The following is a 26,374-nucleotide window of genomic DNA, read 5'->3' on the forward strand; positions in this document are numbered from 1 at the left end:
GCACCGCCCCGCACCGCCGGCCCCCGCGCAGGCGCCCCGCACAGCACGACGTACCGAGAAACGGAGAACAGTCATGGCCCAAGCCGCAGCCGTGGCGAAACCGCCCGCGCCACCGAGGCGGCGCCGTGCCTCCGCCACACCCCGCCGACTGCCCTACCTGCTGATCGCGCCGGCCGCCCTGCTGATGCTGGGCTTCATCGCCTACCCGGTGCTCAGCGTCTTCTACTACAGCCTGCGGGACTACAACCCCACCAAGCCCTGGCGGAACGGCTTCGCGGGATTCGGCAACTTCACCCGCATCTTCACCGAGGACCCCCTCTTCTGGGACACCCTCGTCTTCAGCGCCAAGTGGGTCTTCGTCGAGGTCGGCCTGCAGCTGATGTTCGGGCTCGCCCTCGCCCTCATCGTCAACCAGACCTTCGTCGGCCGGGCGCTCGGCCGCGCGCTGGTCTTCTCCCCGTGGGCCGTCTCCGGCGTGCTCACCTCCGCGATCTGGGTGCTGCTCTACAACTCCCAGACCGGCATCACCCGTTACCTCGCGGACATGGGCGTCGGCGAGTACGGCGTGAGCTGGCTGTCGGACACCTCCACGGTGTTCCCCGCCGCGATCGTCGCCGACCTGTGGCGCGGGGTGCCCTTCTTCGCGATCCTCATCCTCGCCGACCTCCAGTCCGTCTCCAAGGACCTGTACGAGGCCGCCGAGGTGGACGGCGCCAGCCGCTTCAAGCAGTTCTGGCACATCACGCTGCCGCACCTGAAGGACGCCATCATCCTCTCCACGCTGCTGCGCGCCGTGTGGGAGTTCAACAACGTCGACCTGCTCTACACGCTGACCGGCGGCGGACCCGCCGGCACGACCACCACGCTGCCGCTGTACATCGCCAACACCTCCGTCGACGCCCATGACTTCGGCTACGCGTCGGCCCTGACCACGGTGGCGTTCGTGATCCTGCTCCTCTGCTCGATGGTCTACCTGCGGCTGAGCAAGTTCGGAGGCGAGAAGTGATCACCAAGGAGGCCACCACGGCCGCCCCCGCCCCCGCGCCGGCCGTCCCCGAGCCGCCCCTGCCCGCCAGGCGGCGCAGGGCCTGGGACGAGGCGCCCCGCTGGCAGATCTACCTGCCGCTCGGCATCTACCTCGTCTTCACCCTCATCCCCTTCTACTGGATCCTGCTGTTCGCGCTCCGCCCCGCAGGCTCCACCTCGCTCGTGCCCTGGCCGATGACCACCGCCCACTTCGAGAAGGTGTGGACGGACCGCGGCTTCGGCACCTTCTTCCAGAACAGCGTCCTCGTCGGCGTCGCCACCCTGTTCATGACCACCCTGGTCGCCCTGGCCGGCGGCTACGCGCTCGCCCGGTTCGACTTCCGCATCAAGCGCGGGTTCATGCTGGCGCTGCTCTGCTCGCAGTTCGTGCCCGGCGCGCTGCTGCTGGTCCCGCTGTTCGAGATCTTCGCCGAGCTGCGGATGATCAACTCGCTGGGCAGCGTCATCATCGCCGAGACGGTGTTCCAGCTGCCGTTGTCGATGATCCTGCTGAGCAACTTCATCAAGAACGTGCCCTACTCGCTGGAGGAGGCCGCCTGGGTCGACGGCTGCGACCGGTTCCGGGCGTTCCGGGTGGTCGTCCTGCCGCTGCTGCGGCCCGGCCTGATCGCCGTCGGCTCCTTCGCCTTCGTGCACTCCTGGAACCACTTCCTGTTCGCCCTGATGTTCCTCAACAACCAGGAGAAGCAGACCGTCCCGGTCGGCCTCAACACCCTGATGAGCGCGGACAGCGTCGACCTCGGCGCGCTCGCCGCGGGCGGCATCATCGCGGCCGTCCCCGTCGTCATCGTGTTCGCCTTCATCCAGAAGTGGCTGATCACCGGCTTCAGCGCGGGGGCGGTGAAGGGATGACCACCTCGCCCGCCGCCCCCGGCGTCCCGCTCCCGGTCGTCCTGGCCGGCGCCCGCGGCCACGGCCACTGGCATGTGGAGAACATCCGCCGCCTCCAGGCGCAGGGCCTGGTCCGGCTCGTGGGCGTCTGCGAGCTCACCCCGCTCACCGAGGACGAGTTCGGCGGTGAACTCCCCGAGCAGTCCGCCGACCTCGGGGCGCTCCTCGACTCCACCGGCGCCCGCGCCGCGGTGATCTGCACCCCCATCCCCACCCACACCGACCTCGCGCTCACCGCCGCCGGGCGGGGCGTGCACCTGCTGCTGGAGAAGCCCCCGGCGCCCTCGTACGCGGAGTTCCGCCGGATGGCCGACGGGGTCGCCGCGACCGGGGTGGCCTGCCAGATCGGCTTCCAGTCGCTCGGCTCGCACGCCGTGCCCGCGATCCGCGACCTGATCGCCGAGGGCGCCGTCGGCCGGGTGACCGGCATCGGCGGGGCCGGCGCGTGGGTGCGGCCCGAGGCGTACTTCCGCCGCGCCCCCTGGGCGGGCCGCCGGCGCCTCGACGGCGTCGACGTGGTCGACGGCGCGCTCACCAACCCCCTCGCGCACGCCGTCGCCACCGCCCTCGCGCTCGACGGCAGCACCCGCGCCGAGGACGTCGCCGGCATCGAGACAGAACTGCTGCGCGCCAACGACATCGAGTCCGACGACACCTCCTGCGTCCGCGTCACCACCGTCCGGGGCGGCTCGGTCACCGTCGCCGCCACCCTGTGCGCGGAGCGGGCCGACGAGCCGTACGTGGTGGTGCACGGCACCAGCGGCCGGATCACCTTCTGGTACAAGCAGGACCGCGTCCTCCTCCAGCGCGCGGACCACGGCCCCGAGGAACTGCGCTTCGGCCGCACCGACCTGCTGGAGAACCTCGTCGCCCACCTCCGCGACGGCGCCCCGCTGCTGGTCACGCCCGACGACACCGGCGCCTTCATGCAGGTCGTCGAGGCCATCCGCACCGCCCCCGACCCGGCCCCGCTGCCCGACGACGCCTGGCGCCGCGTCCCCGGCGAGGACCGCCGGGTGGTGCCCGGCGTCGACGCGCTGGTCGAGGCCGCCGCGGACCGCCTGTCCCTCTACTCCGAGCTGGGCGCCCCCTGGGCCCGGCCCGCCCACCACCATCTGCCGAAAGAGGTGAGCACCCGATGACCGGCAACGACTCCGTGGTGCTGCGCGTCGCCGGACGGCCCGTCGGCCGGTACCTCACCCGGCCGGAACTGCCGGCCCGGCTCTCCCCACGGCCCTGTCTGCACCCCGTCACCACCCTGGCCGGCACGGCGGTCACCGAACTGAGCCCCGCCGACCACGCGCACCACCTCGGCGTCGGTGTCGCCGTTCCCGACGTCGAGGGGTTCAACTTCTGGGGCGGACGCACCTACGTCCGCGGCCGCGGCCCCACCGAGCTGGACAACCACGGCGCCCAGCGGCACACCGCCTACCACCGGCGCGAGTCCGACGGCTTCACCGAGGAACTCCGCTGGATGGCCGCCCCCGGCGAACTCCTCCGTGAACAGCGCACGGTCACCGCGACCGCCCTCACCGACGGCGCGTGGGCCCTGGACCTCACCTTCGCGCTCACCAACGTCTCCGGACGCCCGCTGTCCGTGGGCAGCCCCGCCACCAACGGCCGCCCGGGCGCCGCCTACGGGGGCTTCTTCTGGCGGGCCCGCAAGGAGGACGCGGCGCCCGACGTGTTCACCGCGGAGACCGACGGCACGGACGCGGTGCACGGGCGGACCGCCGACTGGGTCGCCCTGGCCGGCTCCGCCTGGACCCTCGTCTTCGCCGCGGCCACGGACACGACCCGCCGCGACCCCTGGTTCGTGCGCACCGAGGAGTACCCGGGCGTCGGCTCCTCCCTCGCGCACGACGCGCGGCTGCCCGTCCCGCCCGGGGAGACGGTCGAGCGCCGGATCGTCACCGTCGTCGCCGACGGCCGCCTGGACCGCCAGGAGGCCGCCGCCCTGGTGGCCAAGGCGGTGACCGCATGAGCGTCCGCCCCGACGAGCCTGTCTACCGTAACCCGGTCCTCGACGCCGACTGGTCCGACCCCGACGTGATCCGCGTCGGCGACGACTTCTACCTCACCGCGTCCAGCTTCGGCCGCGTCCCCGGGCTGCCCCTGCTGCACTCCCGCGACCTGGTCAACTGGACCCTCGTCGGCCACGCCCTGCAACGCCTGGAACCCGAGAGCGAGTTCGCGGTGCCCCGGCACGACCGCGGGGTGTGGGCGCCGTCCCTGCGCCATCACGACGGCCGCTTCTGGATCTTCTGGGGCGACCCCGACCAGGGCATCTTCCAGGTCAACGCCCCCGAGATCCGCGGCCCCTGGACCCGCCCCCACCTGGTCAAGGCCGGCAAGGGACTCATCGACCCCTGCCCGCTGTGGGACGACGAGACCGGCGAGGCGTACCTCGTGCACGCCTGGGCCAAGTCCCGCTCCGGCGTCAAGAACCGTCTCACCGGGCACCGGATGCACCCGCACGGCACCGAACTCCTCGACGAGGGCAAGGTGATCGTCGACGGCGACCGCATCCCCGGCTGGTTCACCCTCGAGGGGCCCAAGCTCTACCAGCACGACGGCTGGTTCTGGATCCTCGCCCCCGCCGGGGGAGTGGAGACGGGATGGCAGGGCGCCTTCCGCTCCCGCGCCTTCTTCGGCCCCTACGAGGAGAAGGTGGTCCTGGAGCAGAAGGACACCGACGTCAACGGCCCGCATCAGGGCGGCTGGGTGCGCACCCCGTCCGGCGAGGACTGGTTCCTGCACTTCCAGCAGCGCGGCGCCTACGGCAGGGTCGTCCACCTCCAGCCGATGCGGTGGGGCGGCGGGGGAGGCTGGCCGGTGATCGGGGACGACGGCGCCCCCGTCGCCGAGCACCGCCGCCCAAACCTGCCGCCGCAGCAGCCCGCCGCGCCCGCCACCGACGACGACTTCCCCGGCGGACGCCCCGGCCGCCAGTGGCAGTGGACCGCCAACCCCCGGGACGGCTGGGCCACCCACCACTCCGCCGACGGGCTGCGCCTCACCTGCGTCCGCACCCCCGACGCGCACGACCTGCGCGCCCTGCCCAACGTCCTCACCCAGCGGCTGCCCGGCCCCCCGTGCACCGTCGAGGTGGACCTGCGGCTCGACGACGGCGAACCCGGGGCGCGGGCCGGGCTCGCGGTCCTCGGGGACGCCTACAGCTGGATCGGGCTCGAGCGCGGTCCGGACGGCACGGTGCGGCTGGTGCACCGGTTCGCCGAGACGGCCGCCGAGAGGGAACGGGACGCGGCGCCCCCGCGCCCCGCACCCGGCGGCCGGGCCCGGCTGCGGGTCGACATCGGCGCGGGCGCGCGCTGCCGCTTCTCGTACGACACGCAAGTCCCGTACGGCCCGTACGACACAGAAGACGCCGGAGACGGCGCCGGGGAGGGCGGGTTCCGTCCCTCCGGTCAGGTCTTCGCCGCGACTCCCTGGCGCTGGGTCGGTGCTCTGCTCGGCCTGGTCGCCCTGGCGCCCACCGGTCAGGGACACGCCGGTACCGCCACGTTCACGCAGTTCAGGATCCGTATCCAGGAGAAGAGAGCCGACCGATGAAGATCAGCATTCTTGGAAGAAACACGGGCAGAGGGCGCCGCGGCAGGACGTCGGCGGCCGTCGCCCTGGGAGCGGTCCTCGCGCTGACCGCCACCGCCTGCGGGGACGACGGCAGCGGCTCGGGCGACGGCGCCGAGGGCAGCGGCACGGGGAAGATCGTCTTCTGGGACAACAACGGCGGTGTCCGCACCGACATCTGGAAGGAGATCATCGCCGACTTCGAGAAGGCCAACCCGGACATCGACGTCCAGTACGTCGGCATCGCGTCCACCGAGTACCAGTCCAAGGTCGACACCGCCATCCAGGGCGGCGGCCTGCCGGACGTGGGCGGCATCAGCGCCTCGATGCTCGCGGGCTTCGCCGCCCAGGGCGCGCTGGAGCCGCTGGACGAGCGGCTGGAGGGCTCGTCGCTCAACGGCAAGCTCAACAAGGACATGATCGAGTCGCTGCGGGCGGCCGGCGGCGGGGACGACCAGCTGTACTCCGTGCCGACCTCCGCGAACAACGGCGTCCTGTACTACCGCACCGACATGTTCGCGAAGGCGGGCCTTCAGGAGCCGACCACCTGGGACCGCTTCTTCGAGGCCGCGGAGAAGCTCACCGACAAGGGCAGCAACCGCTTCGGGTACACCATCCGCGGCGGCGCAGGCTCCATCGCCCAGGCCCTCGACGCGATGTACGGGCAGTCCGGCATCACCTCGTTCTGGGACTCCACCGGCAAGAAGACCACGGTCGACGACCCGAGGAACGTCAAGGCGCTGGAGAAGTACGCGGCCCTGTTCAAGAAGGTCACCCCCGCCGCCGACCTGAACAACGACTTCACCAAGATGGTCGCGCAGTGGGACTCCGGTGAGATCGGGATGCTGAACCACAACCTGGGCTCCTTCCAGGACCATGTGAAGGCGCTGGGCGTGGAGAAGTTCCGGGGCATCCCGCAGCCGGTCGGCCCCGACGGCAAGCGGGTGCAGGTCTCCAACCCGGTCGACGGCATCGGCCTGTTCAAGAGCTCCAAGAACAAGGACGCCGCCTGGAAGTTCATCGAGTTCGCCACGTCGGCGCAGTCGAACTCGAAGTTCAACGAGTCGGCGGGACAGGTGCCGGCGCACCAGGACGCCGCGAAGGACGCGTGGATCGCGAAGGCGGAGCCCACGAAGCTGGCGGCGCAGGCGCTGAGTGACGGGTCCACGACCATTGTGCAGTTGCCGTACTACCTGCCCGACTGGAACACGATTTCCAAGGCGGACAACGAGCCGAACTTCCAGAAGGTGCTGTTGGGGGACATGACGGCGAAGGCCTTCCTGGACGGGCTGGCCGAGCAGTTGAACGAGGCTCAGGCCGAGTGGGACGAGCAGATGGGGTGACGCGGTTTTCGGCTGGGGGCGGCCTGTGGCTGTGCGGCTGCGGGTCGTCCCTGGCCGGTCGCGCAGTTCCCCGCGCACCTTGGGGGCGCGCTTCATCTCCCCCTTCTCTGAAAGGCACAGGTTGTGTCTCTTTCGCGTAGGCACGTTGTCGTCGGTGGGGTCGGTGCTGTTGTGAGTGTGGGCGGTACGGCTCATGCCGGGACGCGGCGGGCGCGGACCGTGTGGGTCGCCGGTGATTCCACCGCCGCCCAGAAGTACGCTCCCGCCGCCCCCGAGACCGGGTGGGGGACGGCCCTGCCGTTTCTGCTCGGGCGTGGGCTCGCCGTCGCCAACCATGCGGTGAACGGCCGGAGTTCCAAGAGTTTCGTCGACGAGGGGCGGCTGGACGCCTTGCTCGCCGGCGTCCGTCCGGGCGACCTGCTGATCGTGCAGTTCGCGCACAACGACGAGAAGGCGGACGACCCGAGCCGGTACACCGAGCCCTGGACCACCTATCAGCGGTATCTGCGCCTGTACCTGGACGGCGCCCGGGCGCGGGGAGCGCGGCCGGTGCTGGCCACCCCGGTGGAGCGGCGGCGGTTCGACGCGGACGGGCGGGCCGTGCCCAGCCACGGGGAGTACCCGGAGGCGATGCGCGCGCTCGCCCGGGAGGAGCGGGTCGCGCTGCTCGACGTGCAGGCGTTGTCCCTGGCGCTCTGGCAGGAGCTGGGGCCGGAGGCGACGCAGGCGTACTTCAACTGGACCGACACCAAGCAGGACAACAGGCATTTCTCCCCGACGGGCGCGATCGCCGTGGCACGGCTGGTCGCCCGGGAGCTGCTGCGCACCCGGGTGCTCGCGCCGCACGACGTGCGGCGGCTGGACGAGGAGATCCCGACGGCGTGGATCACCTGGCCGGAGGCCGCCGCGTAACACCCCCCGGACCACGAACAGGAGAGCCGCACCATGAACGCATCTGTATGGCATGGGCATGCCAGGAGAGCCGGTGTGCTGGCCGGCTGCACCGCCCTCGTGCTGACCCTGACCGGCACCGCCGCGCAGGCCCACGGCCCCGCGCACCGCGACCCCGCCCGCCAAGCCCTGCCCGCCGGCGACGGCTGGGCGTCCTACGGCACGGGCACCACCGGAGGCGCGGCCGCCGACGCCGCGCACGTCCGCACCGTGACCGACTGGGCCCAGTTCACCGCCGCCCTCGCGGAGGGCGGGGACGCACCGAAGATCATCAAGGTGAAGGGCACCATCGACGCCGTCGCCGACGGCTGCGACGCGCTCGCCGTCCCCGGCTACGACCTGGACGCCTACCTGGAGACGTACGCCCCCGGGACCTGGGGCCTGGAGCGGGACCTCAGCGACGAGCCCGACGACAGCCCCGAGGGTCTGCGCCGCGCCTCCGCCGCCCACCAGGACGCGGTGATCAAGGTGAACGTCCCCTCCAACACCACGATCATCGGCGTGGGACGCGACGCCGCCATCAAGGGCGCGAGCCTCCAGATCAAGGAGGTGGACAACGTCGTGGTCCGCAACCTCACCCTGGAGAGCCCCGTCGACTGCTTCCCGCAGTGGGACCCCACCGACGGCGACCGCGGCAACTGGAACAGCGAGTACGACACCGTCGTCGTGCACGGCGCGACCCATGTGTGGCTGGACCACAACACGTTCACCGACGGCGCGCACCCCGACGGCGCGGCCCCCACGTACTTCGGCATGCTCTACCAGCAGCACGACGGCGAGCTGGACATCGTCAAGGGCGCCAACTACGTCACCGCCTCCTGGAACGTCTTCACCGAGCACGACAAGACGATCCTCATCGGCAACAGCGACAGCGAGTCCACCGCCGTGGGCGACCGCGGCAAGCTGAAGGCGACCTTCCACCACAACCTGTTCACGGACCTCACCGAGCGCACCCCGCGCGTCCGGTTCGGCCAGGTCGACGTCTACAACAACCACTTCGTCGCCGGCTCCGGGTACGGCTACAGCTTCGGCGTCGGCAAGGAGTCCCAGCTCGTCGCCGAGCACAACGCGTTCACCCTGCCCGAGGGCATCAGCCCGGCGAAGGTCCTCAAGCGCTGGAACGACTCGCCGCTCACCGCCCGGCACAACCTGGTCAACGGCAGGCCGGTCGACCTGATCGCCGTGCACAACGCGGAGATCCCCGAGGAGACCCTGCGCTCCGGCGCCGGCTGGACCCCCACCCTGCGCAGGACCGTGCACCCGGCGTGGGCGGTGCCCGCCCTTGTCCGTCTCGGCGCGGGCGCGGGCCGCCTCCGCTGACCCGCAACCGTCCGAGGCCGCCGGTGCGGTCCGCCCCCACAGCGGACCGCACCGGCTCCCCCCACCAGTCCCCCGAAGGAGCACCCGCATGCCCTCGAACCTGTCCCGGAGGAACGTCCTGCTGGCCGGCGCCGCGGCCGGCTCCGCCCTCGTCCTCGCCGCCGCACCCGCCCACGCGCACCGGCGTCCACGACGCCCCTTCGGCCGCTACGGCTCCCCGTCCGCGCGGCTCACCTCCGCCACCCTGTACGTCCACCCGCGCGGCGCCGGCGACTTCACGAGCCTGCAGGCCGCCGTCGACGCCGCCACCGGCACCGGACGCACCCTCGTCGTCGCCCCCGGCGTCTACCGCGAGACCGTCTCCGTCCCCGCCGACCGCACCGGCATGACCTGGCTCGGCGCCTCCGACGACCCGAGTGACGTGGTCGTCGTGTACGACAACGCGGCCGGCACCCCCAAGCCCGACGGCTCCGGCACCTACGGCACCTCCGGGTCGGCCACCACCACCCTGCGCCCCGACGGCTTCACCGCCCGCCGGATCACCTTCGCCAACGACTGGCTGCGCGCCGGCCACCCCGGCGTCAGCGGCACCCAGGCCGTCGCCGTCAAGGTCATGGGCGACCGCAGCGCCTTCTACGACTGCCGGTTCCTCGGCCACCAGGACACCCTCTACGCCGACTCGGCGTCCCTGGACACCGTGGCCCGCCAGTACTTCACGCGCTGCTACGCCGAGGGCGACGTCGACTTCGTCTTCGGCCGGGCCACCGCGGTGTTCGAGGACTGCGACTTCCGCACCCTGGTCCGCACCGACCTGACGTCCGCCCCGTTCGGCTTCGTCTTCGCGCCCTCCACCGCCGTCACCAACCCGCGCGGCTTCCTGGTGACCGGCAGCCGCGTCAGCAGCGAGGCGCCCGACGGCTACTACAAGCTGGCCCGCCCCTGGGTGCCCAGCTCCGACCCGACCGCCCGGCCCATGCTCACCGTCCGCGACACCCGCCTCGGCGCCGGCATCGACGCCGTCGCGCCCTACACCACCATGTCCAGCGGATACCCCTGGCAGGACCAGCGGTTCGCCGAGTACCGCAACACCGGCCCCGGCGCGGTGATCACCGTCCCCGCCAACCGGCCCCAGCTCACCCCCGCCCAGGCCGCCACGCACACCCGCCAGGCGTGGCTCGGCGACTGGCGGCCCCAGGCATGACCTCCCTGCCCGGACCGCCCGGCCTGCTCCACGCGCTCAAGGACGACCTGACGTTCCCGCTCGCCTGGGGGACCTCGCCCGTCCGCGACCCCGCGCGCTGGCGCCGGACGGCCCGGGCCGCGGTGGAGGACGCGCTCCTCGTCCCCGCCGAACCCGGCCTGCCCTTCGACCCCGAGCACACCCCCGGACCCGAAGGGGACGGCTACTCGCGGGAGTCGGTGGCCGTCACGCTCACCCGCCGCACCCGGGCCCGCGGCGTCCTGCTCACCCCGCACGGCGCCGGCCCCTTCCCCGCCGTCCTGCTGCTGCACGACCACGGCTCCCGCTTCGACATCGGCAAGGAGAAGTGCGTCCGCCCCTGGTACGACGACACCCGGCTCGCCTCCGCCGAGGAGTGGGCCGGACGCCACTTCGACGGACGCTTCCCCGGCGACGAACTCGCCCGCCGCGGCCATGTCGTGCTGTGCCTCGACGCCCTCGGCTGGGGCGAACGCGGCCCGCTCGTATACGAAGAGCAGCAGGCGCTCGCGGCCGCCCTCTACCAGGTGGGCTCCTCCCTCGCCGGACTGCACGCCCGCGAGGACCAGCGCGCCGCGGCCTTCCTCGCCGGCCTCGACCGGGTCGACGCGCGCAGGGTCGCCGCCGCCGGCTGGTCCATGGGCGGCCACCGCGCCTGGCAGACCGCCGCGCTGAGCGACCACGTCACCGCCGCCGCGAGCGTGTGCTGGATGACCGGGCTGAAGCAGATCCTGGTGCCCGGCAACAACACCCTGCGCGGCCAGTCCGCGTTCCACATGCTGCACCCCGGACTCGCCCGCCACCTCGACCTTCCCGACGTCGCGAGCATCGCCGCGCCCAAACCGATGCTGTTCCTCCACGGCGAGCACGACCCCCACTTCCCCGCCGACGGCGTACGCGTCGCCCACGACAGGCTGCGCGCCGTCTGGCGGGCCTGGGACGCCGAGGACCGGCTGCGGCTGACAGTGCGGCCCGGGCGCGGGCACACCTTCGACTCCCCGATGCAGGACGAGACGTACGCCTGGCTGGACTCCGTGCTCCACGCCTGACCCCCCGTGCGAGGGACCGGACGGCGTCCGGCCCGCCGGTATGCCAATCCGTCACACGAAGCACACCGGAACGACGTACGGCACGGGCACAATCCAGCCAGCGTTCAGCAGATCATCATCTCCCGCTCATCGAGGAGCAGTTGCATGTCCGAGGCACAGAAGACGGCCGAACGGCAGGACGGTGCGCCGCCCGCGGCGACGGGCGTGGACCGGTTCTTCCGGATCACCGAACGGGGCTCGACGTACGCCCGTGAGATACGCGGCGGCTTCGCCACCTTCTTCACGATGGCCTACATCCTCGTGCTCAACCCGCTCATCCTGGGCAGCGCGAAGGACAAGTTCGGCGACCAGCTCGACCCGGTGCAGCTCACCACCGCCACCGCCCTGGTGGCCGCCGTGATGACGATCGTCATGGGCGTCGGCGGCAACCTGCCCCTCGCCCTGGCCGCCGGACTGGGCCTCAACGCGGTCGTCGCCTTCCAGCTCGCCCCGCTGATGAGCTGGGACGACGCCATGGGCCTGATCGTGCTGGAGGGCCTGCTCATCTGCGTCCTGGTGGTGACCGGGCTGCGCGAGGCCGTCATGCACGCCATCCCGCAGCAGCTCAAGCAGGCCATCAGCGTCGGCATCGGCCTGTTCATCGCCCTGATCGGCTTCGTCGACGCCGGGTTCGTCACCCGCATCCCGGACGCCGCGAACACCACCGTGCCGGTCCAGCTCGGCAGCACCGGCACCCTCGCCGGCTGGCCGATGCTGGTGTTCTGCGTCGGCGTGCTCCTCACCATCGGCCTGCTCGCCCGCAAGGTGCGCGGCGCGATCCTCGTCAGCATCGTCACCATGACCGTCGTCGCGCTGGTGATCAACGCGCTCGCCGACGTCGAGACGTGGGGCCTCACCACCCCGGAGTGGCCCGACAAGATCGTCGACACGCCCGACTTCGGGCTCCTCGGCCAGTTCAGCCTGTTCGGCGCGTTCGGCCAGGTCGGCGTGGTCACCGTCGTGCTGCTGGTGTTCACCCTGATCCTGTCCGACTTCTTCGACACCATGGGCACCGTCGTCGGCGTCAGCGCCGAGGCCGGCCTGCTGGACGAGGACGGCAAGGTGCCGGGGCTCGGCAAGGTCCTGCTGATCGACGGCGCCGCGGCCGTCGCGGGCGGCGCCGCCTCCGCCTCCTCGGCGACCTCCTACATCGAGTCGGCGGCCGGCGTCGGCGAGGGCGCCCGCACCGGCTTCGCCAACCTGGTCACCGGCGGCCTGTTCGCGCTCGCCCTGTTCTTCACCCCGCTGCTCACCATCGTCCCGCTCCAGGCCGCCGCCCCCGCCCTGGTCGCCGTCGGCTTCCTGATGATGACCCAGGTCAAGCACATCGAGTGGGACCGCTACGAGATCGCCATCCCGGCGTTCCTCACCATCGCCGTGATGCCGTTCACCTACTCCATCACCAACGGCATCGGCGCCGGCTTCCTCGCCTACGTCCTCATCAAGACGGTGCTGGGCCGCGCCAAGGAGGTCCACTGGCTGCTGTGGGGCGCCTCCGCGCTGTTCCTGGTGTACTTCGCGATCGACCCGATCGAGCAGCTGCTCGGCGTCTGATCCCCGCCGTCGCGCGGCACGTGCGGGCCGCCCCCTCTGAACACCGGGGGCGGCCCGCACGCGTGTGTCCCGCGAGGTCAGTCCTGGAGCGCGGCCCTCATGGTCTCCCGGGCGATCGGGGCGGCCAGGCCGTTGCCGCTGACCTCCGAACGCTCCGCGTCGGACTGCTCCACCAGCACCGCCACGGCCACCTTCTTGCCGTTCGCGTCGGACTCGGCGTACGAGGTGAACCAGGCGTAGGGCGTCTTGCTGTTGTTCTCGCCGTGCTGCGCGGTACCGGTCTTGCCGCCCACCGTGGCGCCGGACAGCTGAGCGTTGGTGCCCGTGCCCTCGTCCACCACCGTCCGCATCGCCGACCTCAGCTGCTCGGCGGTCGAGGAGCTGACGATCCGTCGTGTCGAGGCGTCCTCGTCGTGGTCCTCCAGCACGTCGCCGCCGCTGTCGGTCACCTGGGACACCATGTGCGGCGACACCAGCTCGCCGTCGTTCGCGATCGCCGCCGACACCATCGCGATCTGCAGCGGGGTCGCCGTCACGTCGAACTGGCCGATGCCGCTCAGCGCGGTCTGCGCCCGGTCCATGTCCGACGGGTACACGCTGGGGTACGCGCGCACCGGGACGTCCTGCTCCTCGTCGTTGAAGCCAAACTTCTCCGCCGTCTCCCGGACCTTGTCCTGCCCCAGGTCGACGGCCATCTTGCCGAAGACGTTGTTGCAGGAGTACTGCAGCGCCACCCGGATCGAGGCGTTCTCGCAGGGCGCGGACGGGTTCTCGTTGCCCAGGTCCCTCGTCGTGCCCGGCAGCGGATAGGGGTCGGGGCTGTCGGTCCGCTCGTCCACCGAGTCGTACAGCCCGTCCTCCAGCGCGGCGGCCGCCACCACCAGCTTGAACGTCGAGCCGGGCGGCAGCGGCTGGCGCAGCGCCCGGTTGGTCAGCGGCTTGTCCGGGTCGTCGTTCAGCCGCGTCCACGCCTCGCCGGCGGTGTTGGCGTCGGTCAGCGACGCCGGGTCGTACGACGGGGTCGACACGGCGGCGAGGATCCGGCCCGTCTCCGGGTCGATGGCGACGGCGGCGCCCTTCTTGTCGCCGAGCGCCTTGTACGCCGCCCTCTGCACGGCCGGGTCCACGGTCGTCACCACGTTCCCCGGGGCGGCCCGCCCGTTGGTGACCATGTCCGTCACCGTCTTCAGACGGGGGTCCGTGCCGTTGAGGACGTCCGCGTAGATGCCCTCGAGCTGGGTCGGCGCATAGGCCTGCGAGGCGTAGCCGGTCACCGCCGCGTACAGCGGACCGTCCGTGTAGGTGCGCTTGTACGCGAGGTCGCTTCCCTTCGTCCGGGCCGAGCCGGTGATGTGCTCTCCGGCCACGACGATGTTCCCCAGCGGCTCCGCGTACGTCTCGATCGCGTTGCGCCGGTTGTCGCTGTCGTCCGCCAGTGCCCGGCCCTCGTAGAACTGCACCCAGGTCGCCCGCACGAGGAGGGCGAAGACCAGGAGCAGGGTGAAGACCGAGGCACGCCTGATGGTTCTGTTCATCGCGTCAGGACAGACGAGTGGGAGTGGGGGCGGCGTTCCCGTCCGGGCCGATTCTCATCGGGGGTTCATACGGGCGCCCACCGGGCGTGAGGTCGCTCACCCATGGCGGGTGCGGGCCCGGTGGGGGCCGGTCGCGCAGTTCCCCGCGCCCCTGAGGGGGCTGTTCCGGCCGGCGCCCGAAGGCCACCCGTCCACGAGCACCCCGCGAGGCGCGCCTCAGCGCTCCAGCGCCAGGACCAGTTCGTCCGTCTCCTCGCCGCGGCCCGGCGCGTAGCCCCTGGCCTTGCCCGTGATCTCGAAGCCGCACTTGCGCAACACCCGCAGCGAGCCCGTGTTGTCGGCGGCCACGCGTGCGTAGAGGGGGCGGTCGGCGACTTCCGCGAGCAGGGCGCGGAGCGCTGCCGTGGCGATGCCCTTGCCCCAGTAGGCGCGGTCGATCCAGTACGTCACCTCGCGCTCGCCCGCCTCGCCGAAGACGGACACGGAGCCCACCACGTCCCCGTCCGCGAGCACCGTGCGCGCCACGATCTCCGGCGAGCTGCGGATGTGCGCCCACTTCGCGTCGAAGCGGTCCCGGTCGGCCGGGTCCTGCGGGGTGAAGGCGGCCATCCGCACCGACTCCGGGTCGTTCGTCTGCCGGAAGAAGACCGGCAGGTCGCTGTCGTGCACCGGGCGCAGGGCGATGTCCACGGGTCAGAGCCTCCGGGTGGCCAGGGTCAGCCGGTCGCGGGCGTCGAACAGGGCGTCCTTCACCATCTGTTCGTGTGCGGGGGTGAGCCGGGCCACCGGCACCGAGCAGCTGATGGCGTCCCGGGCGGGCGTGCGGTAGGGGATCGCCACGCCGAAGCAGCGCAGCCCCAGGGTGTTCTCCTCGCGGTCCACGGCGAAGCCCTGCTCCCGCACCTGGTGCAGCTCCTCGATGAGCTTCTCCCGGTCGGTGATGGTGTTCTCGGTGAGCGCGGGCAGCGTCTCGGGGAGCATCTTGCGGACCTGCTCGTCCGTGTAGGTGCTCAGCAGCGCCTTGCCCAGCGAGGTGGAGTGCGCGGGCAGCCGGCGTCCGACGCGGGTGAAGGGGCGCAGGTAGTGCTGGGACTGGCGGGTGGCGAGGTAGACCACGTTGGTGCCGTCGAGACGCGCCAGGTGGATGGTCTCGGTGGTGTCGTCGGAGAGCCGGTCCAGCGTGGGCCGGGCCGCCGCGACGACCTCGTCGCCGTCGATGTACGAGGTGCCGACCAGCAGCGCCCGTACGCCGATGCCGTACCGGGTGCCCGTCGCGTCCGTCTCCACCCAGCCGAGGTCGACCAGCGTGCGCAGCAGCATGTACAGGCTGGACTTGGGGTAGCCGACGGCCTCCTGGACCGCCGCCAGGGAGTGCATCCCGGGGCGTCCGGCGAAGTATTCGAGCAGTTCAACGGTCCGTACCGCGGACTTGACCTGCGCCCCGCCGCCCGTCTCGCCAGCCGACATCGCCCTTGACCCCTTCGTTCGCCGGGAAATAGTCTCCGAAGCGCATTCACCCACAGAGACAGTGTTCAGTATATCGAACATCGGCGGTGGGTGACGTACATACTGCGGCATTGCATGCGGCATTCAAGTGGAGGGACCCGCGGTGGCAGCAGCACCAGTCTGGAGTGTCGACCCCCGAACCGGGAAGCAGCGTGAACAGGTTGCGGTGGAGGCCACAGCCCAGGAGGTGGACGCCGCCGTCCGCGACGCCCACGCCGCGCGCGAGGCGCTGGCCGACCGCACCGTCCGCGCCGCCTTCCTGCGCTCCGCCGCCGACGAACTGGAGGCCGCCCGCGACCGGCTCGTCGAGGCCGCCGACGCCGAGACCGCGCTCGGCCCGGTCCGCCTCACCGGTGAACTCGCCCGCACCTGCTACCAGTTGCGCGCCTTCGCCGGCATCGTCGAGGAGGGCGCCTTCCTCGACGTCGTCATCGACCACCCCGACGACACGGCCACCCCGCCCGTCCCCGACCTGCGCCGCTGCAAGATCCCGCTGGGCGTCGTCGCCGTCTACTCGGCGTCCAACTTCCCGTTCGCGTTCTCCGTGGCCGGCGGCGACACCGCGAGCGCCCTGGCCGCCGGCTGCCCCGTCGTCGTCAAGGCCCACCCCGACCACCCCGCCCTGTCGGAGCTGGTCGCCAAGGTGATCCGCCGGGCCGCAGCCCGGCACGGGGTGCCCGACGGCGTGCTCGGCCTGGTGCACGGCTTCGACGCCGGCATCGAGCTGATCCGGCACCCGCTGGTCGCGGCGGCCGGCTTCACCGGCTCGGTCCGCGGCGGACGCGCCCTCTTCGACGAGGCCACCGCCCGCCCCGTGCCGATCCCGTTCCACGGCGAACTCGGCTCGCTCAACCCGGTCCTGGTGACCGAGGCCGCCGCCGCCGAGCGCGGCGAGGCGATCGGCGCCGGGCTGGCCGGCTCGATGACGCTGGGCGTCGGCCAGTTCTGCGTGAAGCCCGGCCTGGTCCTCGCCCCGGCCTCCGCCGCGGGCGACGCCCTGCTGAAGTCCCTCACGGACGCGGTCAGCGACACCGACCCCGGCGTCCTGCTCGACCACCGCATGCGCGACACCTTCCTCGCCGGGGTCACCGAGCGCGCCCAGCTCCCCGACGTGGAGTCCCCCGTGACCGCGGGCGCGGGCGGCGAGCACACCGTCAGCGCCGGCTTCCTCACCGTCCCCGCGGAGCGGCTGACCCGCGAGGGCGCGCACGACCTGCTGCTGGAGGAGTGCTTCGGACCGGTCACCGTGATCGCCCGCTACACGGACGAGGCGGAGGTGCGGGCGGTGCTGTCCCGGCTCCCCGGCAACCTCACCGCGACGGTGCACCTGTCCTCCGAGGAGGCGGCCGGACAGGGCAGCGGCGCCGAACTGGTGCGGGAGCTGACGCCGTTGGCGGGCCGCGTCCTGGTGAACGGCTGGCCGACCGGCGTCGCCGTCGCCCCCGCCCAGCACCACGGCGGCCCTTACCCGGCGACCACCTCCACGTCCACCTCCGTGGGCGGCACGGCGATCGAGCGCTGGCTGCGGCCCGTGGTCTACCAGGGCGCCCCCGAGGCGCTGCTGCCGCCGGAGCTCAAGGACGACAACCCGCTCGGGCTGCCCCGCCGCTTCAACGGCCGCCTGGAGCGCTGACCCCGTCCGTCCGGCCGGCGTTCACCCGCCGGCCGGCTCCAGGCCCGCGTCCCGCGCCAGGAGCGCGGCCTGCACCCGGTTGTCGCAGTCCAGCTTGGTCAGTATGCGGCTGACGTACGTCTTCACCGTGGCCTCGCTCATGTGCAGCCGCGCCCCGGCGTCCGCGTTGGACAGCCCCTCCCCGAGGAGCGCCAGCACCTGCAGCTCCCGCTCGGTGAGCGCGGACAGCCGGCGGCGCGCCTCCTCGCCGCGCGCGGTCGCGGCGGGCGAGGCCAGGGTGTCCACCACGTGCCGGGTGGCGGCCGGGGAGAGATAGGCGTTCCCGGCCGCCGCCGCGCGGACCGCGTGGATCAGCTCCTGCGGCGCGGAGTCCTTCAGCAGGAACCCGGCGCCGCCGTGGCCCAGCGCCCGCAGCACGTTCTCCCGCTCCCCGAACGTCGTCAGGATCAGCACCCGCACCTGGGGCGCTGTCCGGCCGATCTCGGCCAGCGCCGTCAGCCCGTCCAGCTCCGGCATCTGGATGTCCAGCAGCGCCACGTCGACGGCGGTGGAGCGGGCGGTCTCCACCGCCTCCCGGCCGTTCCGCGCCTCGGCGACGACGTCGATGTCGTCGGCCGAGGTGAGGATCATCCTGATGCCGGCCCGGATGAGCGGCTCGTCGTCGGCGACCAGGACCCGGATCACGCGGCCTCCTGCGCGGTGCGGTGGGACGGGCGGATGGCGGAGCCATGCCATCATGCCCGATCCCCCCGCCGGCCCGGAGCCGGCGGCCCGTCAGATCTCGTGCGGGTAAAACGCCTTGCCGGCCAGCTTCCCGTCGCGGAAGCAGAACCGGTACACGATGTCCGCCTCGTCGTCCACGAAGTGCTCGCACACCGCGTCCTCGGGCAGCGGCGGACCCTGCTTCTCCACGCCCTCGGTGAGCAGCGAGTCGCCCTCGGGGAACTGCTTGCGCAGGCTCGCCTCGGAGTCGCCGACGCGCGCGTCCTCGTACACGTACGCCGGTATGACCCCCTTCTGCACCTCGTCGATCGCCTTGTTCACCCCCCACACCAGCAGGGCGCCGACACCGGCGACGAGGACGACGGAGACGAGGGCGCAGCCCAGGGCGACGTTCTTCTTGCTGCTCATGATGGCGGCGTACTCCTTCGGGTCGGAGCGGTCGATGTCCGCTCCACCGTCGCCCGCGGCGCCCTCCCGGATCTGCCCCCGGAAGTCGCGTCCCGCGGCGACGGACGTCGCGTCCTCACGGCCCACGGGCGAGGCGCCGTCGCCGTACGGCAGCACACCGGCGAGGCGGAAGCCGCCGTCGGGGGAGGGGCCGCTGTGCACCATGCCGCCCACCAGCCGGGCCCTCTCCTCCAGCCCCGCCAGGCCCTGGCCGCCGCTGATCGCGGGCGGCCCCGCGGGCGCCCCCTCCGGCACGGGCGCGTTGGCCACCTCCACCACCAGACTGTCCGGCTCGTAGCGCAGCTCCACGGTGATCGGGGCGCCCGGCGCGTGCTTGTGCGCGTTGGTGAGGCCCTCCTGGACGATGCGGTACACCGCGTGGTCCGCGGCCGGGGCGAGCGGCCGCCGCTCGCCCGAGCGGCGCAGTCCCACCGGCGCGCCCGCGCTCCGCGACGACGCGACCAGCGCGTCCACCCCGGCCGCGCCCCGGGCGGGAGGCGCCCCGGCCGCCTCCGGTTCTGGGGTGGCCGCGGGCACGGTCGGCTCGTCGGTGTCGTCCCGGAGGATGCCGACCGCCTCGCGCAGTTCCCGCATCGCGGACCTGGCGGCCTCCCGCAGGATGCCGACCCCCTCCCGCTGCCGGTCGCCGAGGCCCGGGTCCACCTCCAGCGCCCCCGCGTGCACGGCGATCAGGGCGAGCTGGTGGCCGAGGCTGTCGTGCATGTCCTGGGCGATCCGCTGCCGCTCCAGCAGCCGCGCCTGCCGCGCCACCATCGCCTGTTCGCGCACCAGTTGGGCGTTGTGCCGGCGGAGCGCCTCCAGCAGGTCACGGCGTTGCGCGCGGTACCGGGAGGCGAGCCCCGGCACGACCGCCAGCACCAGGTAGGGGCCCGCCCCCAGCACCGCCGTCATCAGCAGCGACAGCCCCGGTATCCCCTCGCCTCCGTCGGCGAGCAGGGCGGGGACGACGTACAGCACCAGCCCGGCGGCGTACGCGCCGACCGCGCGCCAGGGGCGTCTGATGCGGCTGCCCGCGGACCAGCTCGCGTAGATCAGCAGCGGGCCGCAGCCGAGGACCGAGCCGGCCAGGACGGAGGAGACGAGCAGCACGGTGGCCGGCAGTGACCGTCTGACCAGCGAGAGCAGGGCGACGAGCAGGGCCAGCGCCCCGCCCTTCGCGGCGGAGCCGCTCTCCGTGCCGTACATCGTGCCCGCGATGCCCGCGAGCACCAGGAGCAGCACGGCCTCCCCGGCGATCCGGCCGCGGGACCAGGAGGCGGCGGCGGCCAGCCGGGACAGCAGGGGAGGGGCGGGGCGGGAGGTCTGCGCTGAGTCCACGCGCCCGACCCTAGGGGCCCGCACCGGGGCGCCGGCATCCTCCCTCCGTAGCGGCCCCGAACGACGAAAGTGAACGACGCCCGTCAACGTCCACATTCTCTTTGGTCGTTGAAGCACGCGACTTCCGGAGACTGCGCCCACCCGGCGCGTCCCGCGACGATGGGGACGCCGGTGAGGACCTCCGCCGGCGGCACACCCTCCATCGACACCGGGAGCGCAGCAGTGGACGCAACGGGAGCCTGGTCGGGCCGACGCTTCACCGTCACGCAGAAGGCCACCCTGAAGACCGACCGCTACCTCGTCACCGAGACCGCGCGGGACGGCTCCGAGGGCAGGGTCCTCGCCCACGCCGTGCTGAAGAGGTTCTCCCTCAAGGAGGAACTGACCTTCTGGACGGACGAGTCCAGGAGCCAGGTCGCGTTCACCGTCAAGGAGCGCACCTTGCTGGACCCCGGCGAGGGCTTCGACGTGCTGGACGCGGAGGGCAAGCCGATCGGCTCCTTCCACGAGCGGTTCCTCACCTCCCTGGTCCGCTCCACCTGGGTGCTGGAGCAGCCGGGCGCGCCCGACGCCGTGGGCCGCGAGCGCAACCGGTTCGTGGCCGTCCTGCGCCGGGCCTGGGACTGGCTGCCGCTGGACCTGGTGCCGTTCGCCTGGCCGTACCACTTCGACTTCGAGAGCGACGGCAAGCCCGTGATGAGCGTCGACAAGAAACTCGGCCTGCGCGACCGCTACCGCGTCGAGGTGACCGACCCCGCCCTCGACCTGCGGCTCGCCGTCGCCCAGGCGGTCGCCCTGGACACCTTCCACGGCCGCTGACCGGGACCCGCTCCGCGCGGCGGGGCCGCTCCTGGGACAATCCCGCCATGGACCTGGACATACCCGAACTCCCCTTCCCGCTGCGGACCTACGGCCCCGACGGCTCCTGGTCCTACGAGGACGGCGTGCTCACCGGATGGGCGGGACCGCGGCAGGACCGCTTCGTGCCGCCCACCGGCGAGTCCCTGGAGTCCGCCGCCGACGCGCCCCGGCTGCTCGGCGCGCCCGAGGGCGACTTCCAGCTGATCGCCCGGGTCACGGTCGGCTTCGCCGGCTCCTTCGACGCCGGGGTGCTCTACGTCCACGTCGGCGAGCGCGCGTGGGCCAAGCTGTGCCTGGAATACTCCCCGGACGTGCCCACCGTCTGCACGGTCGTCACCCGGGGCCACTCCGACGACGCCAACTCCTTCACCGTGGAGGGCAAGACGGTCTGGCTGCGGGTGAGCCGCACCGGGCGCGCCTTCGCCTTCCACGCCTCCTGCGACGGCAAGCAGTGGACCTTCGTCCGGCTGTTCACCCTCGGCGACGAGAAGGAGACGGGGGCGGCCCTGGTCGGATTCGCGACCCAGTCGCCGATGGGGGAGGGGTGCGTGGTGACCTTCGACCACATCGAGTACCGGCTGCACTGGCCCCCGGACCTGCGCGACGGCAGCTGAGCGAGGCCAGGTCCCCGGTGGGAATGCCGGCGGGTACTTGAACGTTCATCCGGTTGCGGAGGAGGTCTCCGCAGCCGTGCCGACCCTGGAGAGAGCCCGCCCATGCGCGTCGAGATCTGGTCCGACATCGCCTGCCCCTGGTGCTATGTCGGAAAAGCCCGCTTCGAGAAGGCGCTGGCCTCCTTCCCGCACCGCGACGGGGTCGAGGTGGTCCACCGCTCCTTCGAGCTCGACCCGGGCCGCGCCAAGGACGACGTCGAGCCGGTGCTCACCATGCTCACCAAGAAGTACGGCATGAGCCAGGCGCAGGCCGAGGCCGGCGAGGACAACCTGGGCGCCCAGGCCGCCGCCGAGGGCCTGCCCTACCGCACCCGGGGCCGCGACCACGGCGGCACCTTCGACATGCACCGCCTGCTCCACCTCGCCCGCGAGCACGGCCGCCAGGAGAAGCTGCTCGACCTGCTCTACCGGGCCAACTTCGCCGAGGAGCGCTCCCTGTTCGGCGACGACGAGCGGCTCGTCGGACTCGCCGAGGCCGCCGGCCTCGACCCCGAGGCCGCCCGCGCGGTGCTCGCCGACCCGGAGGCGTACGCCGCCGAGGTCCGCCAGGACGAGCGGGAGGCCGCCGAGCTCGGCGCACGCGGCGTGCCGTTCTTCGTGCTCGACCGGACGTACGGCGTCTCCGGCGCCCAGCCCGTCGAGGTCTTCACCCGCGCCCTCACCCAGGCCTGGGGCGAGCGGTCCCCGCTGACCCTCGTCGACGGCGGCGCGGGCGCCGAGGCCTGCGGCCCGGACGGGTGCGCGGTGCCCGGGCAGGAGGACACGCGGGCGCGGAACGCGTAGGAGCGAACCCGCAGGCCGGCGGGAACGTATAAGCGTTCCTTAGCGGTACCGCGCAGACATATGCGATGGACGGGGGCGCGGCGGGGTCGCAGAGTGGTCCCATGGAGACCTTCGAGAGCCTCGTCCGTGCCGAGTTCACCCCGAAGAACACCTACCTGAACACCGCGAGCAGCGCCCTGCTGCCCGCCCGGGCCGTGGCCGCGCTCGACGCCGCCGTACGGCTGCGCGCGGAGGGGCGCCCGCTCGACCCGCTGTTCGCCGACGTCGAGGTGTGCCGCGCCGCCTACGCCCGGCTGGCCGGGGTGCCCGTCGAGCGGGTCGCGGCCGGGGCCACCGTCGCCCTGTTCTCCTCGCTGGTGGCCGCGTCCCTGCCGCCGGGCGCCGAAGTCCTCACCGCCGACGACGACTTCACCTCCGTGCTGAACCCCTTCCACGCGCGCGGCGACCTCAAGGTGCGGTCCGCCCCGCTGGAGGGGCTCGCCGACGCCGTGCGGCCGGGCACCGCGCTGGTCGCGGTCAGCGCCGCGCAGTCCGCCGACGGCCGGATCGCCGGCCTGCCCGCGCTGCGCGAGGCGGCCCGCTCCCACGGGGCGCGCACCTACGTCGACTTCTCCCAGGCGGCGGGCTGGCTGCCCGTGGAGGCGGGCGCGTACGACTACACCGTCGCCATCACCTTCAAGTGGCTGCTGGGCGCGCACGGCGCCGCCTTCCTCACCGTCCCCGAGGACTTCGGCGATCTGGTCCCGGTGCAGGCGGGCTGGACCTCGGGGGAGGACCCGTGGGGCAGCTGCTACGGCCCCGTCGCCGAACTCGCCCGCAGCGCACGGCGGTTCGACACCACGCCCGCGCTGTTCAGCTACGCGGCCCTGCGGGCGTCCCTCACGCTCCTCGAGGAGCTCGGCGTGGACGCCGTCCGCGCCCACGACCTCACCCTCGCCGACCGGTTCCGTACCGGGCTCGCCTCACTGGGCCACGAGCCCGTGCCCGCGCCCGGCTCGCCCATCGTGTCCGTGCCGGAACTGGGACGGCTCCAGCCGGAGCTGTCGCGGGCCGGCATCGAGGTGTCCAACCGCGCCGGCAACCTGCGGGCGTCCTTCCACCTCTACAACACGGCCGCCGACGTGGACCGGCTGCTCGACGCGCTGTCCGGCTGAGCGCACGGCAGCGGGCCGGCGCCTCCTTGTCCCACACGAGGAGGCCCGGCCCGCAGTCGATGAGGCGGTGCGCACACGTCACCGCCGTGCGTGTCCCTACTTCACGGGGGTGAAGTCCCGCGCGCCGATGAACTCGGGGCGGCGGATCGGGGCCGCGAACGGCTCGACCGCCGCGTTCTCGACGCTGTTGAACACGATGAACACGTTGCTGCGCGGGTACGGCGTGATGTTGTCGCCGGAGCCGTGCATGCAGTTGCAGTCGAACCAGGTCGCCGAGCCGGGCTTGCCGGTGAACAGCTTGATGCCGTACTCCGACGCCATCGTGGTCAGCGCCTCGTCGGACGGCGTCCCCGCGTCCTGCATCTGCAGGGACTTCTTGTAGTTGTCCTTCGGGGTGGCGCCCGCGCAGCCGAGGAACGTCTTGTGCGACCCCGGCATGATCATCAGACCGCCGTTGGTGTCGTAGTTCTCGGTCAGCGCGATCGAGACCGAGATGGTGCGCATGTTCGGCAGACCGTCCTCGGCGTGCCAGGTCTCGAAGTCCGAGTGCCAGTAGAAGCCGCTCGCGCCGAAGCCGGGCTTGACGTTGATCCGCGACTGGTGGACGTACACGTCCGAGCCGAGGATCTGCCGGGCGCGTCCGACGACCCGCTCGTCACGCACCAGCCGGGCGAACACCTCGCTGATCTTGTGCACCTCGAAGACCGAGCGGATCTCCTGCGACTTCGGCTCGACGATCGAGCGCTCGTCCGCGCGGATCGCCGGGTCGCTCACCAGCCGGTCCAGTTCGCGCTTGTAGACCTCGACCTCGTCCGGGCCGATCAGCTGGTCGACGGCCAGGAAGCCGTCGCGGTCCAGCGCCTGGAGGTCACCGGCCGAGACGGGGCCGGGCGTGTCCGGGGAACCCCAGACGACCGGGTCCTGGCGCGGGGTGACCACCTCGGTGGCACCGCGGGTCGGGTACAGATCGGTGACGCGTGTGGTCGTGGTCACGGTGGATCACACCTCCTCGGTGAGCAGCGGGTAGACGCCGTTCTCGTCGTGGTCCTCCCGTCCGGTCACGGGCGGGTTGAAGACACAGATGCAGTGGAAGTCCTCCTTGACCTTGAGCGTGTGCCGCTCATGGCCGTTGAGGAGGTACATCGTGCCGGGGGTGATGTGGTACGTCTTCCCGGTCTCGCGGTCGGTCAGCTCGGCGTCGCCCTTGGTGCAGACGACGGCCTCGATGTGGTTCGCGTACCACATGTTCGTTTCCGTACCCGCGTACAGGATCGTCTCGTGCACGGAGAAGCCGACCTTCTCCTTGGCGAGGACGATGCGCTTGCTCTCCCACGTGCCGGACGCGCTCTTGACGTGCCGGTCGGTGCCTTCGAGCTCCTTGAACGAACGGACGATCACGGTGTTGCGATGCCTCCTCGGCTGGGGTGTGTTTCAGGCGGTTTCACGGACGGCGCGGGCCAGGACCCTGAGGCCCTCGTCCAGCTCGTCCGGGGTGATGGTCAGGGCGGGGAGCAGCTTGACGACCTCGCTCTCCGGGCCGGACGTCTCGATCAGCAGACCGAGCTCGAAGGCGCGCCTGGCGACCCGGCCGGCGCGCGCCTTGTCGTGGAACTCCAGGCCCCACACGAGGCCGCGGCCGCGGTACTCCTTGACGTCGGCGAGGTTCTCCTCGGTGATGGCGATCATCGCCTGCTCCACCTGTTCGCCGCGCTTGCGGGTCTGCTTCTCCATCGCGGAGCCGTCCGCCCAGTACGCCTCCAGGGCGGCGGTGGCCGTCACGAACGCGGGGTTGTTGCCGCGGAACGTGCCGTTGTGCTCGCCCGGCTCCCAGACGTCCAGCTCCGGCTTGAACATGGTCAGCGCCATGGGCAGGCCGTAGCCGCTGATCGACTTGGAGACGGTGACGATGTCCGGCGTGATGCCCGCCTCCTCGAAGGAGAAGAACGCGCCGGTGCGGCCGCAGCCCATCTGGATGTCGTCGACGATGAGCAGCATGTCCTGCCGCTCGCACAGCTCGGACAGGGCGCGCAGCCACTCGGGCCGGGCCACGTTGATGCCGCCCTCGCCCTGCACCGTCTCGACGATCACGGCCGCCGGCTTGTTGAGGCCCGAGCCCTGGTCCTCCAGGATGCGCTCGAACCACAGGAAGTCCGGGACCTGGCCGTCGAAGTAGTTGTCGAACGGCATCGGCGTGCCGTGCACCAGCGGGACGCCGGCGCCGGCCCGCTTGAAGGCGTTGCCGGTCACGGCGAGCGAGCCCAGCGACATGCCGTGGAAGGCGTTGGTGAACGACACGACCGACTCGCGGCCCTTCACCTTCCGCGCCAGCTTCAGCGCGGACTCCACGGCGTTGGTGCCCGTCGGGCCCGGGAACATGACCTTGTACGGCAGGTCACGCGGGCGGAGGATGTAGTTCTGGAAGGACTCCAGGAACGCGCGCTTGGCCGTCGTCGACATGTCGAGACCGTGCGTGACGCCGTCCCGCTCCAGGTAGTCGATCAGGGCGCGTTTCAGGACGGGGTTGTTGTGGCCGTAGTTGAGTGAACCGGCTCCGGCGAAGAAGTCGAGGTACTCGTGGCCGTCCTCGTCGTACATGCGGCTGCCGTGCGCGCGGTCGAAGACGGTGGGCCAGCCGCGGCAGTAGCTGCGCACCTCGGACTCGAGGGTCTCGAAGACGCTGAGGTCGGGCTGGGTGATGGTCACGACGAATCGCTCC

At 72.2% G+C, this 26,374-nt stretch carries 24 protein-coding genes; 16 read left to right on the plus strand and 8 right to left on the minus strand.

The annotated features are described in order from the left end of the window. Positions 1-73: 73 nt before the first annotated feature. The 11 genes from ACQY0Z_RS16005 (at position 74) to ACQY0Z_RS16055 (ending at position 13,004) form a co-directional block, all read left to right on the plus strand. Positions 74-1,006, plus strand: a complete 933-nt coding sequence (locus ACQY0Z_RS16005; RefSeq protein ID WP_189899560.1) for a carbohydrate ABC transporter permease — start codon at positions 74-76, stop codon at positions 1,004-1,006. Further along, positions 1,003-1,899, plus strand: coding sequence for a carbohydrate ABC transporter permease (locus ACQY0Z_RS16010; RefSeq protein WP_381730467.1), 897 nt, complete (start codon positions 1,003-1,005; stop codon positions 1,897-1,899). Before ACQY0Z_RS16005 ends, ACQY0Z_RS16010 begins: the two co-directional genes overlap by 4 nt. Then, positions 1,896-3,080 carry a Gfo/Idh/MocA family protein gene (locus ACQY0Z_RS16015; RefSeq protein ID WP_381726050.1) on the plus strand — a complete coding sequence of 395 codons (1,185 nt, stop codon included), beginning with the start codon at positions 1,896-1,898 and terminating at the stop codon, positions 3,078-3,080. Before ACQY0Z_RS16010 ends, ACQY0Z_RS16015 begins: the two co-directional genes overlap by 4 nt. After that, the gene (locus ACQY0Z_RS16020; protein ID WP_439812440.1) at positions 3,077-3,922 is read left to right on the plus strand and encodes a PmoA family protein; all 846 of its coding nucleotides are present in this window, start codon (positions 3,077-3,079) and stop codon (positions 3,920-3,922) included. Before ACQY0Z_RS16015 ends, ACQY0Z_RS16020 begins: the two co-directional genes overlap by 4 nt. After that, entirely contained in the window at positions 3,919-5,511 is a 1,593-nt protein-coding gene (locus ACQY0Z_RS16025) for a family 43 glycosylhydrolase (protein ID WP_439812441.1), read from the plus strand. Before ACQY0Z_RS16020 ends, ACQY0Z_RS16025 begins: the two co-directional genes overlap by 4 nt. Continuing rightward, positions 5,508-6,872 carry an ABC transporter substrate-binding protein gene (locus tag ACQY0Z_RS16030; protein WP_439812442.1) on the plus strand — a complete coding sequence of 455 codons (1,365 nt, stop codon included), beginning with the start codon at positions 5,508-5,510 and terminating at the stop codon, positions 6,870-6,872. Before ACQY0Z_RS16025 ends, ACQY0Z_RS16030 begins: the two co-directional genes overlap by 4 nt. A 123-nt stretch (positions 6,873-6,995) precedes the next feature. Then, positions 6,996-7,784, plus strand: coding sequence for a rhamnogalacturonan acetylesterase (locus ACQY0Z_RS16035; protein WP_439812443.1), 789 nt, complete (start codon positions 6,996-6,998; stop codon positions 7,782-7,784). 33 nt (positions 7,785-7,817) lie between these two features. Beyond that, positions 7,818-9,143, plus strand: coding sequence for a pectate lyase family protein (locus ACQY0Z_RS16040; protein ID WP_439812444.1), 1,326 nt, complete (start codon positions 7,818-7,820; stop codon positions 9,141-9,143). Positions 9,144-9,231: 88 nt separating this feature from the next. Beyond that, positions 9,232-10,344 carry a pectinesterase family protein gene (locus ACQY0Z_RS16045; RefSeq protein ID WP_381730464.1) on the plus strand — a complete coding sequence of 371 codons (1,113 nt, stop codon included), beginning with the start codon at positions 9,232-9,234 and terminating at the stop codon, positions 10,342-10,344. After that, positions 10,341-11,411, plus strand: coding sequence for a dienelactone hydrolase family protein (locus ACQY0Z_RS16050; protein ID WP_381730463.1), 1,071 nt, complete (start codon positions 10,341-10,343; stop codon positions 11,409-11,411). Before ACQY0Z_RS16045 ends, ACQY0Z_RS16050 begins: the two co-directional genes overlap by 4 nt. 144 nt (positions 11,412-11,555) lie before the next feature. Then, positions 11,556-13,004 (plus strand): NCS2 family permease, encoded by a 1,449-nt coding sequence (locus ACQY0Z_RS16055; RefSeq protein WP_189899580.1) that lies wholly within the window; start codon positions 11,556-11,558, stop codon positions 13,002-13,004. A 77-nt stretch (positions 13,005-13,081) separates the two neighbouring features. On the opposite strand, the gene ACQY0Z_RS16060 is transcribed toward ACQY0Z_RS16055, so the two are convergent. The 3 genes from ACQY0Z_RS16060 to ACQY0Z_RS16070 form a co-directional block, all read right to left on the minus strand. Beyond that, on the minus strand, positions 13,082-14,539 hold the full coding sequence (locus ACQY0Z_RS16060; RefSeq protein ID WP_347225542.1) for a peptidoglycan D,D-transpeptidase FtsI family protein: 1,458 nt from the start codon (positions 14,537-14,539) through the stop codon (positions 13,082-13,084). A gap of 216 nt (positions 14,540-14,755) precedes the next feature. Next, positions 14,756-15,229 carry a GNAT family N-acetyltransferase gene (locus ACQY0Z_RS16065; protein WP_254585948.1) on the minus strand — a complete coding sequence of 158 codons (474 nt, stop codon included), beginning with the start codon at positions 15,227-15,229 and terminating at the stop codon, positions 14,756-14,758. A 3-nt stretch (positions 15,230-15,232) separates the two neighbouring features. Beyond that, positions 15,233-16,006: an IclR family transcriptional regulator gene (locus ACQY0Z_RS16070; RefSeq protein ID WP_004989734.1), complete on the minus strand. Its 774-nt coding sequence runs from the start codon at positions 16,004-16,006 to the stop codon at positions 15,233-15,235. Positions 16,007-16,148: 142 nt separating this feature from the next. Between ACQY0Z_RS16070 and ACQY0Z_RS16075 the strand changes: the two genes are divergently transcribed. After that, on the plus strand, positions 16,149-17,678 hold the full coding sequence (locus ACQY0Z_RS16075) for an aldehyde dehydrogenase (NADP(+)) (RefSeq protein ID WP_254585949.1): 1,530 nt from the start codon (positions 16,149-16,151) through the stop codon (positions 17,676-17,678). A 21-nt stretch (positions 17,679-17,699) separates the two neighbouring features. Here ACQY0Z_RS16075 and ACQY0Z_RS16080 read toward each other — a convergent pair whose 3' ends face one another. Beyond that, the gene (locus tag ACQY0Z_RS16080; RefSeq protein WP_189899588.1) at positions 17,700-18,362 is read right to left on the minus strand and encodes a response regulator transcription factor; all 663 of its coding nucleotides are present in this window, start codon (positions 18,360-18,362) and stop codon (positions 17,700-17,702) included. Positions 18,363-18,452: 90 nt separating this feature from the next. After that, entirely contained in the window at positions 18,453-20,186 is a 1,734-nt protein-coding gene (locus tag ACQY0Z_RS16085) for a sensor histidine kinase (RefSeq protein ID WP_439812445.1), read from the minus strand. 222 nt (positions 20,187-20,408) lie between these two features. On the opposite strand from ACQY0Z_RS16085, the gene ACQY0Z_RS16090 reads away from it, so the two are divergent. From ACQY0Z_RS16090 to ACQY0Z_RS16105, 4 genes are all read left to right on the plus strand, one after another. Beyond that, the gene (locus ACQY0Z_RS16090; RefSeq protein WP_439812446.1) at positions 20,409-21,005 is read left to right on the plus strand and encodes a hypothetical protein; all 597 of its coding nucleotides are present in this window, start codon (positions 20,409-20,411) and stop codon (positions 21,003-21,005) included. A gap of 47 nt (positions 21,006-21,052) precedes the next feature. Beyond that, the gene (locus tag ACQY0Z_RS16095) at positions 21,053-21,661 is read left to right on the plus strand and encodes a DUF1349 domain-containing protein (RefSeq protein WP_439812447.1); all 609 of its coding nucleotides are present in this window, start codon (positions 21,053-21,055) and stop codon (positions 21,659-21,661) included. 102 nt (positions 21,662-21,763) lie between these two features. Continuing rightward, entirely contained in the window at positions 21,764-22,504 is a 741-nt protein-coding gene (locus ACQY0Z_RS16100; protein WP_189899596.1) for a DsbA family oxidoreductase, read from the plus strand. 101 nt (positions 22,505-22,605) lie between these two features. Next, a complete protein-coding gene (locus tag ACQY0Z_RS16105; protein WP_439812448.1) occupies positions 22,606-23,658 on the plus strand; it encodes an aminotransferase class V-fold PLP-dependent enzyme in 1,053 nt (350 codons plus the stop codon). A 96-nt stretch (positions 23,659-23,754) separates the two neighbouring features. On the opposite strand, the gene thpD is transcribed toward ACQY0Z_RS16105, so the two are convergent. The 3 genes from thpD to ectB are packed head-to-tail and all read right to left on the minus strand — an operon-like array spanning position 23,755 to position 26,361. Then, positions 23,755-24,651 carry an ectoine hydroxylase gene (gene thpD / locus ACQY0Z_RS16110; RefSeq protein ID WP_019522165.1) on the minus strand — a complete coding sequence of 299 codons (897 nt, stop codon included), beginning with the start codon at positions 24,649-24,651 and terminating at the stop codon, positions 23,755-23,757. A gap of 6 nt (positions 24,652-24,657) precedes the next feature. Further along, on the minus strand, positions 24,658-25,056 hold the full coding sequence (locus tag ACQY0Z_RS16115) for an ectoine synthase (protein WP_019522164.1): 399 nt from the start codon (positions 25,054-25,056) through the stop codon (positions 24,658-24,660). 33 nt (positions 25,057-25,089) lie between these two features. Next, the gene (ectB, locus tag ACQY0Z_RS16120; RefSeq protein ID WP_189899599.1) at positions 25,090-26,361 is read right to left on the minus strand and encodes a diaminobutyrate--2-oxoglutarate transaminase; all 1,272 of its coding nucleotides are present in this window, start codon (positions 26,359-26,361) and stop codon (positions 25,090-25,092) included. Between the last annotated feature and the right edge of the window lie 13 nt (positions 26,362-26,374).

The organism is Streptomyces sp. P9-2 (assembly GCF_051903975.1).
GTDB classification, from domain to species: Bacteria; Actinomycetota; Actinomycetes; order Streptomycetales; family Streptomycetaceae; genus Streptomyces; species Streptomyces cellulosae.